The organism is Pseudomonas sp. yb_5 (assembly GCF_043103865.1).
In the GTDB taxonomy this organism is placed as follows: Bacteria; Pseudomonadota; Gammaproteobacteria; order Pseudomonadales; family Pseudomonadaceae; genus Aquipseudomonas; species Aquipseudomonas putida_Y.
In genome coordinates, this window is record NZ_JBICKE010000057.1 from 59,585 (window position 1) to 71,328 (window position 11,744).

12 protein-coding genes are annotated in these 11,744 nt (G+C 64.5%); 6 read left to right on the top strand and 6 right to left on the bottom strand.

All coding sequences use genetic code 11. The features are described 5' to 3' along the window. From speB to ACF8GF_RS08530, 5 genes are all read left to right on the top strand, one after another. Positions 1–966 (top strand): agmatinase, encoded by a 966-nt coding sequence (speB, locus tag ACF8GF_RS08510; protein ID WP_392487662.1) that lies wholly within the window; start codon positions 1–3, stop codon positions 964–966. A 232-nt stretch (positions 967–1,198) separates the two neighbouring features. After that, the gene (locus ACF8GF_RS08515) at positions 1,199–1,516 is read left to right on the top strand and encodes a hypothetical protein (RefSeq protein ID WP_176684899.1); all 318 of its coding nucleotides are present in this window, start codon (positions 1,199–1,201) and stop codon (positions 1,514–1,516) included. Positions 1,517–1,538: 22 nt separating this feature from the next. Then, positions 1,539–2,684, top strand: coding sequence for a PQQ-dependent sugar dehydrogenase (locus tag ACF8GF_RS08520; RefSeq protein WP_392487663.1), 1,146 nt, complete (start codon positions 1,539–1,541; stop codon positions 2,682–2,684). A 42-nt stretch (positions 2,685–2,726) separates the two neighbouring features. Beyond that, positions 2,727–3,833 (top strand): cell division protein ZapE, encoded by a 1,107-nt coding sequence (gene zapE, locus ACF8GF_RS08525; RefSeq protein WP_392487664.1) that lies wholly within the window; start codon positions 2,727–2,729, stop codon positions 3,831–3,833. Positions 3,834–3,846: 13 nt separating this feature from the next. After that, a complete protein-coding gene (locus ACF8GF_RS08530; protein WP_176684902.1) occupies positions 3,847–4,428 on the top strand; it encodes a DinB family protein in 582 nt (193 codons plus the stop codon). 75 nt (positions 4,429–4,503) lie between these two features. On the opposite strand, the gene ACF8GF_RS08535 is transcribed toward ACF8GF_RS08530, so the two are convergent. The 6 genes from ACF8GF_RS08535 to yegQ all read right to left on the bottom strand — a co-directional run bounded on the left by ACF8GF_RS08535 (position 4,504) and on the right by yegQ (position 10,448). Continuing rightward, positions 4,504–5,502, bottom strand: a complete 999-nt coding sequence (locus tag ACF8GF_RS08535) for an alpha/beta fold hydrolase (protein ID WP_392462077.1) — start codon at positions 5,500–5,502, stop codon at positions 4,504–4,506. Between the two features lie 75 nt (positions 5,503–5,577). Continuing rightward, positions 5,578–6,015: a YqaA family protein gene (locus ACF8GF_RS08540; protein ID WP_003248912.1), complete on the bottom strand. Its 438-nt coding sequence runs from the start codon at positions 6,013–6,015 to the stop codon at positions 5,578–5,580. Further along, positions 6,015–6,443: a DUF411 domain-containing protein gene (locus ACF8GF_RS08545; RefSeq protein ID WP_176684904.1), complete on the bottom strand. Its 429-nt coding sequence runs from the start codon at positions 6,441–6,443 to the stop codon at positions 6,015–6,017. The genes ACF8GF_RS08540 and ACF8GF_RS08545 overlap by 1 nt, the downstream gene beginning before the upstream one ends. Positions 6,444–6,457: 14 nt before the next feature. Then, positions 6,458–7,342, bottom strand: coding sequence for a copper resistance protein B (locus ACF8GF_RS08550; protein ID WP_392487665.1), 885 nt, complete (start codon positions 7,340–7,342; stop codon positions 6,458–6,460). Next, a complete protein-coding gene (locus tag ACF8GF_RS08555) occupies positions 7,335–9,032 on the bottom strand; it encodes a copper resistance system multicopper oxidase (protein WP_392487667.1) in 1,698 nt (565 codons plus the stop codon). Before ACF8GF_RS08555 ends, ACF8GF_RS08550 begins: the two co-directional genes overlap by 8 nt. A gap of 81 nt (positions 9,033–9,113) precedes the next feature. After that, positions 9,114–10,448, bottom strand: coding sequence for a tRNA 5-hydroxyuridine modification protein YegQ (yegQ, locus tag ACF8GF_RS08560; RefSeq protein WP_392487666.1), 1,335 nt, complete (start codon positions 10,446–10,448; stop codon positions 9,114–9,116). Between the two features lie 133 nt (positions 10,449–10,581). On the opposite strand from yegQ, the gene ACF8GF_RS08565 reads away from it, so the two are divergent. Beyond that, the gene (locus tag ACF8GF_RS08565) at positions 10,582–11,643 is read left to right on the top strand and encodes an AI-2E family transporter (RefSeq protein WP_176684908.1); all 1,062 of its coding nucleotides are present in this window, start codon (positions 10,582–10,584) and stop codon (positions 11,641–11,643) included. Positions 11,644–11,744: the final 101 nt, after the last annotated feature.

Sequence of the window (11,744 nt, forward strand, 5' to 3'; positions counted from 1 at the left end):
GTGGACCAAGCCGCAAGCAACGACCAGGCAATTACCCGCGATAGCCTGTATGGGACCGCCGCAGAAAGCACCTACGCCGGTGTTGTCAGTTTTTCCCGCCGCCGCTACAGCCGCGACTTGCGCGGTGTGGATGTGGTGGTCAGCGGTGTGCCGTTCGACACGGCCACCAGTAACCGCCCCGGCGCGCGCTTCGGCCCGCGGGCGATCCGTACTGCCTCGGTCCAGCAGGCCTGGGCCCGCCACTGGCCGTGGGCGTTCGACCCGTTCGACCACCTGGCGGTGATCGACTATGGTGACTGCCCCTTCGACGGCGGCACGCCGCAGTCGGTACCGGACAGCATCGAGGCCCATGCCGAGCATATTCTGCAGGCGGGTTGCGCCATGCTCACCCTCGGTGGCGATCACTTCATCAGCTACCCGCTGCTCAAGGCTCACGCCCGCCGCCATGGCCCGCTGGCGCTCATTCATTTCGATGCGCACAGTGACACCTGGCCAGACGAGGCGGGCAAGCGCATCGACCACGGCACCATGTTCTGGCATGCCGCCCGCGAAGGCCTGGTTGACCCGGCCCACTCGGTGCAGATTGGCCTGCGCACGACCAATGACGACAGCCAGGGTTTTGCCATTCTCGATGCTCGGCAGGTGCACCGCCAGGGCACAGAGGCGGTGATTGCGGCGATTCGCCAGCGGGTGGGCGAGCGGCCGGTGTACCTGACCTTCGACATCGACTGCCTCGATCCGGCCTACGCGCCCGGTACCGGAACACCGGTGTGTGGCGGGCTGAGCACGGTGCAAGCGCTGGAGATTCTGGGGGGGCTGCGTGGCATCAACCTGGTAGGCATGGACTTGGTGGAAGTGGCGCCAGCCTATGACCATGCCGATATCACCGCTTTGGCCGGGGCAACCCTGGCCATGGAGATGCTGTGCCTGTATGCGGCGCGGCACAAGGTGGACAACGGCCAGTAGATTTTGCGGCCATTCGCGGGCAAGCCCGCTCCCACACGTGTCTCACAGGCCAGAAATCTGTGGGTGACCGTGGGAGCGGGCGCGCCCGCGAATGGCTGCAAAGCAGCACTCCGAGGCCCATACTGAAACATCAGGAATCATCTCCACCCGCATTCACACTTTTGCCGCGAACCCCTCGCGCCTTAGGCTATCAAATCCACCAGGCGCGGCATTTTCGTACAGGAGGTGAAGCATGACCCCGACATTGCCCATCCTGGCCCTCGGCCTGGCCTTGTGCCTGCCCGCGTACGCGGCTGCGCAGCAGCCCGTGCAACGTGCTGCCGGCAACAACAACCCTTACAACAGCCCGATCCAGCGGGCCAACCCCAACAGCCGTCAAGGCAGCATGCCGGCTGCGCCACCGGTACGTGGCCCGTCCACCGCCCCGTACCAGCGCCCACCCACCCTGGACAATCGTGGCATCGGCAATGGCGACAACCTGCGCCGCCAACAGCAAACCCCGAACCTGGAACCCACCCGGCCACCGCGCGACAACCCACGTGCGCCTTAAGCCCACTTGAAAGGAATCCGGCATGCTACGAACACCCTGGCTGGCCAGCCTGACGGCCGCCGCGCTATTGCCCTTGTGGGCGCATGCGGCGTCCGAACAGCGGTTTCCCAGCGAAGAAGGTACCTTGACCGTCAGCACGCTTGCCGATGGCCTGCGCAATCCCTGGGCACTGGCCTTCCTGCCCGGCGGCAAGGACATGCTGGTGACCGAGCGCGCCGGCAACCTGCGGCTGGTCAATGCCGAAGGCAAGGTCGGCCCGTCGATCAGCGGTGTACCCAAGGTCTGGGCCGAGGGCCAGGGCGGCTTGCTGGATGTGGCGCTGTCACCGGAGTTCGGCATGGACCGCACCGTCTACCTGTCCTACGCCGAGGAGGGCAGTGACGGCAAGGCCGGAACTGCGGTCGGCCGCGGGCAGCTGTCCGAAGACCGCGCCCGGCTGGAGAACTTCACCGTGATCTTTCGCCAGCAGCCCAAGCTGTCGGTGGGTAACCACTTCGGCTCGCGGCTGGTGTTCGACCGCGACGGCTACCTGTTCATCGCCCTGGGCGAGAACAACCAACGCCCCACTGCCCAGGACCTGGACAAGTTGCAAGGCAAGGTCGTGCGTATTCTGCCGGACGGCGAAGTGCCCAAAGACAACCCCTACGTCGGCAAGGACAACGTGCGCCCGGAGATCTGGTCATACGGCCACCGTAATCAGCAAGGTGCCGCGCTCAACCCCTGGACCGGCCAGCTGTGGACCCATGAACACGGCCCGCGCGGGGGGGATGAAATCAACATTCCAAAGCCTGGCAAGAACTATGGCTGGCCGATTGCGACCCACGGCATCAACTACTCGCTGCTGCCCATCCCCGAGGCCAAGGGCGAGCATGTGGACGGCATGGTCGACCCGCACCATGTCTGGGACAAGTCACCGGGTATCAGCGGCATGGCGTTCTACGACAGCCCGACGTTCAAGGCCTGGGACCACAATCTGTTCATCGGTGCGTTGGCCACTCAGGAATTGATCCGCTTGCAACTGGACGGCGACAAGGTGGTGCATGAAGAGCGGTTGCTCGGTGACCTGAAGGCGCGTATCCGTGATGTGCGGCTGGGGCCGGATGGGTACCTGTATGTACTGACGGAAGACAAGGATGGCGCGCTACTCAAGGTCGGCCTGACCGACTGACGCGCTCCTGCACCGAGGGTGGCAGTCGGGTAGAATGCGGCCATGGCCATCGACCCCCAATCCCTCTACCAGCAAGCCCTGAGCACTCAGGGCTACGTTGCTGACCCCGCCCAGGCCCGCGTCGTCGAGGCCTTGCAAGGCTGCTTCCAGTCCCTCGAGCAGGGCCGCCCCACCCAGGGCCTCTACCTCTGGGGCCCGGTCGGGCGCGGCAAGACCTGGCTGATGGATCAGTTCCACCAGTGTCTGCGCATACCGAGCCGGCGCCAGCACTTCCACCACTTCATGGCCTGGGTGCATCAGCGCCTGTTTCAGCTCAACGGCACCGCCGACCCGCTGCTGGCCCTGGCGGCAGAGCTGGCGCGGCAAATCCGCGTGCTGTGCTTCGACGAACTGTTCGTCAACGACATCGGTGATGCGATCATCCTCGGCCGCCTGTTCCAGGTATTGTTCGATCAGGGTGTGGTGATCGTCGCCACCTCCAACCAGCCACCCGAGCAGCTCTACCGCGATGGCTTCAACCGCGAGCGGTTCCTGCCGGCCATCGCCGCCATTGGTCGTCACATGCAGGTACTGCCAGTAGTGGGCGAGCAGGATCACCGCCTGCACCCCGGTGAAGCGCGGCAGCGCTATTGGGTAGCCGAGGCGGAGCAGGCCAGCCAGTTGGGCAAGGTGTTTCGCCAGCTCAGCCCTGAAGATACCGGCACTGATCAGCCTTTGGTTATTGGCTCAAGGCACATTCAAGTCGTGCGGCGCAGTGAGCAGGCTATCTGGTGTCGTTTCACCGATCTGTGCGATCAACCCCTGGCGGCCATGGAGTTCATGGCCTTGTGTGACCGTTTTTCCTCGATTCTGGTATCCGGCATTCCGGCGCTGGGCGGGGAGCAGCGGGCGGGGCGTATTGCCCGTGGCACCGAAGATGGCGCGGCGAGGGTAGTGGCGGGCGACCGTGAACTGCCTGCGCTGTCGCCCAAGGACGATGCGGTTCGCCGTTTCATCGCCCTGGTCGACGAATGCTATGACCGCCGGGTGGCGTTGTACCTGGAGGCACAGGTGCCGCTCGATGCGCTCTACACTCAAGGTTATCTGGCGTTCCCGTACCAGCGTACCCTGAGCCGGCTGCGGGAGATGCAACTGCAACGCTTCGCCTGAAAAGGAGCCGACCATGCAGCCGTTATCGCATCATCTGCTGACCCAGGCCTATAACAATGGCTGGGCCAATCACCGCCTGTACAAGGCCTGCCTGCAACTGACCCAGGACGAGTTCGTCGCCCCGCGTTGCAGCTTCTTCCCGTCGATCAAGGCCACCCTCAACCATTTGCTGACGGTGGATTGGTTCTACCTGCATATGCTGGAGTGCGAGCAGCGCGGCGAGCAGCCCGATGCCGACGGCGAACGCTTCTTCGACCCGGAGCAGCCGTTTGCCACCTGTACCGACCTGCATGCCGAGCAGGCCCAGGCTGACCACCGTTTGATCGCCTACTGCCGGGGGCTGAGTGATGGCGACCTGGGCCGCTATGTGAGCGTCGTGCGGCCTGATCGGGTGCAACGCGAGCAGCGGCTGCGTTTGCTGGCGCATCTGTTCGAGCATCAGGTGCATCACCGTGGGCAGGTGCACGCGATGCTCAGTGATACAGCGGTCAGGCCGCCGCAGCTGGATGAGTTTTTCTGCGAGGAAGAGGCCGAGTTGCGGGCGGGCGACTTTGCCGAGCTGGGCTGGACAGAAGCGCTGGTCTGGAACGTGTAGAGGAACCCTGTGGCAGCAGCGGGCTTGCGCAAAATTCCAAAGCCTGTGCGCTTCCACGGGGGACCAATCATTGGCTCACTTGCCCAGCCATTCGACCAGGGTGCGATTGAACCGCACCGGTTCCTCGATTTGCGGCGCATGCCCCATGCCTTCGAAGGTGATCAGCTCACCTTTGGGTATCAGCTTGGCCACCTGCGGCCCCAACTCTGCATACTTGCCCAGCTTGGCCTTCAACTCCGGCGGCGCGATATCGCTGCCGATGGCCGTGGTGTCCTTGTCGCCGATCAGCAGCAGGGTCGGCATCTGCAGGTGCCTGAACTCATGGTACACCGGCTGGGTAAAGATCATGTCGTAGATCAGTGCCGAGTTCCACGCCACCGTTTCATGCCCTGGCCCTTTGTTCAAGCCCACCAGCATCTGCACCCAGCGTTCGTATTCAGGCTTCCAGCGCCCGGCGTAATAGGTCTTGCGCTCATAGGCGCGTACGCCTTCGGCATCCAGCTTGAGCTCGCGGGCATACCACTGGTCCACGGTGCGGTAGGGCACGCCGAGGGCTTTCCAGTCTTCCAGACCGATCGGGTTGACCATTGCCAGGCGTTCCACCTGCTGGGGGTACATCAGCGCATAGCGGGTGGCGAGCATGCCGCCGGTGGAGTGACCGAGCACAATGGTTTGCTTCACACCCAGCCGTTCGAGCAGGGCATGGGTGTTGTCGGCCAGTTGCTGAAAGCTGTACTGGTAATGCGCCGGCTTGCTCGACGTACAGAAACCGACCTGGTCGGGGGCGATGACCCGGTAGCCGGCCTTGCTCAGGGCGTCGATGGTGGTTTCCCAGGTGGCGGCGCAGAAGTTCTTGCCGTGCATCAGCACCACGCTGTGGCCATTGGCCTGGCCTTGGGCGGGCACGTCCATGTAGCCCATCTGCAGGGCCTGGCCCTGGGAGGTGAAGTCGAAATGCTTGAGTGGGTGCGGGTAGCTGAAGCCTTCGAGCTGGGGGCCGTAGGTCGGCGACTCGGCAGCGATGGCCGAACTGCTGGCAAGGCAGGCCAGGGCAAGGGCGGATGCGCGCAGCATGGGGGTACTCCGTGTAGGGCCGGGTTGATTGGGGCGACTGTAACAGCCAGTGGACCACGCGAAACCTGAAAGGTGTTACCAGGCGTGAAACCAGCCCAGGGTAATCATCGCAAGCACTGCATAGCGGCCAGCCTTGGCCAGGGTCACCAGCAACAGGAAGCGCCAGAACGGCTCACGCATGATCCCGGCGATCAGCGTCAGCGGGTCGCCGATCACCGGCATCCAGCTGAGCAGCAGCGACCATTGCCCCCAGCGTTGGTAGCGCTGCTGCGCACGCGCCAGCTGGGCAGCGCTGAAAGGGAACCAGCGTTTGTCGCGCAGGTGCTCGATGGCCCGGCCCAGCAGCCAGTTGACCACCGAGCCGAGCACGTTGCCCAGGGTGGCTACCAGCAGCAGGATCGCCCATGCCTCGGGCTGGCGCAGCAACAGACCGACCAGCACGGCCTCTGATTGCAGCGGTAGCAGGGTGGCGGCACCAAAGGCGCTGAGAAACAGCGCCCCCAGGCTGAGCATCAGTAGTTGGCGACCACGGTGTCCTGGCCATTCTGGGTCACCCCGATGACCTGGTAGGCATCCTTGTGGTCACCCATCTCCATGCCGGGCGAGCCCATGGGCATGCCCGGTACCGCCAGGCCCTTGAGGTCGTTGCGCTTGGCCAGCAGGCGCACCTGCTCGGCCGGCACGTGGCCTTCGACAAACTTGCCGTCGATCACCCCGGTGTGGCACGACGCCAGGCGCGGCGCCACGCCCAGGCGTTGCTTGACGGCGCTCATGTTTGGCTCGACGTGGTCATTGACGATAAAACCGTTGTCACGCAGGTGGCTGATCCAGGCCTTGCAGCAGCCGCAGTTGGGATCGCGGTAGACGTCGATGGTCTCGGCGGCCTGGGCTAGGCCGGTGACGGCCAGCAGGCTCAGGGTCAGCAGGTGTTTGCGCAGCATGGTGAAGCACTCCTCTAAAAACGCAGGCGGATACCGGCGACCAGGCGGGTCTGGCCCAGGTCTTCGCCGTCTTCTCGGGCCTGGTTGGCACGCGAGCCGTGCAGGCGGTTGAAACTGAGCCCTACGTAGGGGGCGAAGCCGCGCGTGATCTCGTAGCGCAAGCGCAGGCCCACCTCGCTGTCGGCCAGCCCCGCGCCTTGCTCGCGCCCGGCGTCGTTGCGCCCGTAGAGGTTGGCCTCCAGGGTCGGCTCCAGTATCCAGCGGTTGGTCAGCAGCATAGCGTAAGCGGCTTCCAGACGCAGCGCGGTCTGTTGCCGTTCGCCTGCATAGGCGGTGGCTTGCAGCTCCAGGCCATACAACGGTGTGCCCTGGATGCCGAGGGCGGCCCAGGTTTGGCCACTGGCAGGCTTGAAGTCCTGGCGTACGCCGGCCACCAGTTCCCACCACGGGCTCACGGCATGGCCCCACAGCGCCTGCAGCTCGGCCTTGTGGGTCTTGCCCTGTTCGCGTTCGCCTTCGGTGCGCAGCCACAAGCGGTCGATATCGCCGCCGACCCAGGCGGTGGCGTTCCAGTTCAGGGCGCTGCTGCTCTCGAAATTCTGGTATTCGAGCTTGTCCACGATCACTGCCCAGTTCAGCGCCCGGTCATGCGCCTGGTGCCCTGGCAATGGCGGGAATGCGGCGCGGCGGTCGGCGTCGGTGATGGCAGGCAGGGGTGTGCGAGGCTGGCTGAGGGAAGGCTGGCCATGGCCCATGCTTTCATGGTTCATGGGCATGGCCTGATGGCCCATCTGGCCGTGGTTCGTGTGTTCGAAACCCGCGGCCATCGCCCGTTCACTGGCGAGCAAGGTCAGTAGCGTCACGCCTGCCACGATGCTGCGGTTGCGGGTGTCATTCATCGACGCGTACCTCGCGGAGCATGCCGCTCTCCATGTGGTAGAGCAAGTGGCAGTGGTAGGCCCAGCGGCCCAGCGCGTCGGCAGTCACCCGGTAGGCGCGTCGGCTGCCGGGCGGGATATCGACGGTGTGCTTGCGCACCAGAAACTGGCCATGCTCGTCTTCCAGGTCGCTCCACATGCCGTGCAGGTGGATGGGGTGGGTCATCATGGTGTCGTTGACCAGGGTGATGCGCACGCGCTCCCCGTAGGTCAGCCGCAGCGGTTCGGCGTCGCTGAACTTGATGCCGTCGAACGACCAGGCGAAGCGTTCCATATGGCCGGTCAGGTGCAGCTCGATGTCACGCGATGGCGGGCGGCCGTCCGGGTCGGGGTAGGGGCTGCGCAGGTCGGCGTAGGTCAGCACGCGGCGACCATTGTCACGCAGGCCTATGCCAGGGTCGGCCAGGTTGGGGCGCGGTGCCATGGTCTGCATGTCCACCAGCGGGTTGCCGGTTTCACTGGCCGGGTGTTGCTGCATGGCCGGCATGGCGGCGTGGCTCATGCCGGCCATGTTGCCGTGGTCCATGCCCGTCATGGCATCCATACTGCCGTGGCCCATGTCGTCCATGCTCAGCACCGGGCGCGGGTCGGGGGCTGGCACCGGTGCCTGCAGCCCGGCCGCACGGGCCAAGGTGCCGCGGGCGAAGCCGGTGCGGTCCATGCTCTGGGCGAACAGGGTGTAGGCGGGTTGGTCGCCCACGGTTACCAGCACGTCGTAGGTCTCTGCCACGGCAATGCGCAGTTCATCCACGCTCACGGGGGTCACCGGCAAACCGTCGGCGGCGATCACCGTCAGCTTCAGCCCAGGGATGCGGAAGTCGAAATAGGTCATGGCTGAGGCGTTGATCAGCCGCAGGCGCACGGTTTCGCCTGGCTGGAACAGGCAGGTGAAGTTGCCTTGCGGTGGTTGGCCGTTGAGCAGGTAGGTGTAGGTGGCGGCGCTGATATCCGCGAGGTCGGTTGGGCTCATGCGCATGCGCGCCCAGGCCGTGCGTTCGGCGACGGTGGGGCTCCAGCCGTTTTCGGCCACGTCCTCGATGAAATCGCCAACCGTGCGCTTGTGGAAGTTGTACGCGTCGGACTGCTTCTTCAGCGTTGCCATCAGGTGTTCCGGCGCCTGGTCTGACCAGTCGCTGAACAGCAGCACATGATCGCGCTGGTAGCGGTGCGTTTCGGGCTCGCGTGGCTCGATCACGATCGCCCCGTATACCCCGGCTTGCTCCTGCAGCCCCGAATGGCTGTGGTACCAGTAGGTGCCGCTCTGGCGCAGGGTGAACTGGTACAGGTAGTCGCCGCCGGGTTCGATGCCAGCGAAGCTCAGGCCAGGCACGCCGTCCATTTTGGCTGGCAGGATGATGCCGTGCCAGTGGATCGAGGTGTCCTGCGCCAGTCGGTTGCGCACGCGCAACGTCACAGTATCACCTTCGCGCCAGCGCAGTAACGGGCCGGGCAGGCTGTTGTTGACGGTCAGTGCGGTACGCGGCCGGCCTGTGATGTTGACCGGGGTCTGGCCAATGAACAGCTCGAAATGCTGGCCGGCCAGGTCTCGGCCTTCGGCGGCCTGGGCCAGCGGGCGCCACAGCCCCAGGCCCGCCAGCGTGCTGGCGGCGCCCAGGCCTTTGACAAACGTACGGCGGGAGGGGTTGCGCAACATGGCGAGGCCTCATGCGGAAGAGCCACGATGTTCGCTGCCGCCGGCTGTCAGGTAGCTGAGGTGCACATTACAGTGTTGTCAGCTTGTTGCTTCGTCGATGCGGAGGTCGCGCATCAGCAGGCCGTAGTCGAGGGCAACCTGTTCCGGGATCGGCAGGTACACCACATGGCCATCGCCCGGTGCGACCTCGATGGCGTGCTGCTGGCGGTTGCACAGGCGGTGCAGGTCGAAGTGGTAGTTACCGCGCGGGGTCATCAGCTCCAGATGGTCGCCCACGGCGAAGCGGTTCTTCACCTTGACCTCGGCGAGGCCGTCGATACGCACGCCGGTCAGTTCGCCAACGAATTGCTGGCGCTCGGACACCGAGTTGCCGCGCTGGTAGTTCTGGTACTCGTCGTGCACGTGGCGGCGCAGGAAACCTTCGGTGTAACCGCGTTGCGCCAGGGATTCGAGGTTGCCCATCAGGGCGCGGTCGAATGGCCGCCCGGCCACCGCGTCGTCGATCGCCTGGCGATACGACTGCACCGCGCGGGCACAGTAGAAGTGTGATTTGGTGCGGCCCTCGATCTTCAGCGAATGCACACCCATCAAGGCCAGGCGCTCGACGTGCTGGATGGCTCGCAGGTCCTTGGCGTTCATGATGTAGGTGCCGTGTTCATCCTCGAACGCTGGCATTTCAGTGCCGGGGCGGTTGCTTTCCTGTAGCAGGAACACTTGGTCGGTGGGTGCACCCAGGCCCAGGGTGGGCTGCACTTGGCGCACGATGTCACCGGTGGCGTTCTCGGTGGCCGGCGTGGCGTCGTATTTCCAGCGGCAGGCATTGGTGCAGGTGCCCTGGTTGGCGTCACGCTTGTTGAGGTAGCCCGACAGCAGGCAACGGCCGGAATAGGCCATGCACAGGGCGCCGTGCACGAACACTTCCAGCTCCATGCCCGGCACCTGCTGGCGGATTTCCTCGATTTCGTCCAGCGACAGCTCCCGCGACAGGATCACCCGGCTCAGGCCAAGTTGCTGCCAGAACTGCACGCTGGCCCAGTTGACGGTGTTGGCCTGCACCGACAGGTGCACCGGCATCTGTGGGAAGTGCTGGCGCACCAGCATGATCAAGCCGGGGTCGGACATGATCAGCGCGTCCGGGGCCATCTCGATCACGGGTGCCAGGTCCTTGAGGAAGGTCTTGAGCTTGGCATTGTGCGGGGCGATGTTGACCACCACGTAGAAGCGCTTGCCCAGGGCATGCGCCTCCTCGATCCCCAGCGCCAGGTTGGCGTGATCGAACGCGTTGTTGCGCACCCGCAAGCTGTAACGTGGCTGGCCGGCGTAGACCGCATCGGCGCCGTAGGCAAACGCGTAGCGCATGGTCTTGAGAGTGCCGGCGGGGGCCAGCAGTTCGGGCTTGGCAGTAGGGTTCATGTGCGCACCGGGGCAAAAAGGCGGCGATGCTAGGGGCGATGGACAAGGTGCGTATTGATTTGCGTCAAGAGAGCGCGGCACTTTTGTCCAGGTGCGGTGCACTAATCACTCATAAGCCATGTGAGGAACTGCGATGAACGAAACCGCGCTACAGAACAAGGCCCTGGCAGTACTCTTGGCGCTGGTGACCATTGCCTTCTTCTGGATTCTTCTGCCGTACTACGGCGCAATCTTCTGGGCGGTGATCCTCGGCATCCTGTTCGCCCCGCTGCAGCGTAACTTGCTGATCCGCTGCGGGCGTCGGCGTAACCTTGCCGCAATCACCTCCACGCTGGTGTGCCTGCTTGTGGCGATCCTGCCGGTGATCATCACCAGCGCGCTGCTGGTACAAGAGGGCGCCACGCTGTACCAGCGCATCGAAAGCGGGCAACTGGACATCGCCGGTTACGTCGAGCGCGGCAAGGACATGCTCCCGGCATTCGCCCAGCGTGGCCTGGACAACATGGGCATGGGTAACCTCGACGGGTTGCGTGACAAGATCACCAAGTGGGCAACCCAGGGTAGCCAGGTATTGGCCAGCCAGGCGTTCAGCTTTGGCCAGGGCACGTTCGAGTTCCTGATCAGTTTCGGCATCATGATGTACCTGCTGTTCTTTTTCCTGCGTGATGGCCCGGACGTCGCGCGCCGGGTGCGCATGGCCGTACCGCTGCCCGAACACCAGAAGCGTCGTTTGCAGTTGAAGTTCAATCGTGTGGTGAGGGCGACGGTGAAGGGCAACGTGCTGGTGGCCATTACCCAAGGTGCGTTGGGTGGTTTTATTTTCTGGGTGCTGGACATCCCGAGTGCGCTGGTGTGGGCGGTGCTGATGGCATTTCTGTCGCTGCTGCCGGCGGTGGGCGCGGGCATCATCTGGGCGCCGGTGGCGGCGTACTTCCTGCTGACCGGGGCGATACTGCCAGGGGTGGTGCTTACCGCGTTCGGGGTGCTGGTGATCGGCCTGGTGGATAATGTGTTGCGGCCCATCCTGGTGGGCAAGGATACCCGCATGCCGGACTACCTGATCCTGGTGTCGACCCTTGGCGGGCTGGCGGTGTTCGGCCTCAACGGCTTCGTGATCGGCCCGTTGATCGCGGCGCTGTTCGTCTCCAGTTGGGCGATCTTTGCCGCGACCAAGCCGCAGGTGCAATTGCCGTAATAGCGTTCTAGCTCAGGTTTGTCGGTCGTAGGAGCGGGTTTACCCGCGAATAGGCCGGGCCTGCTGGCCAATTTCCACCCGCCGTTCACCGTTGCCGCTGC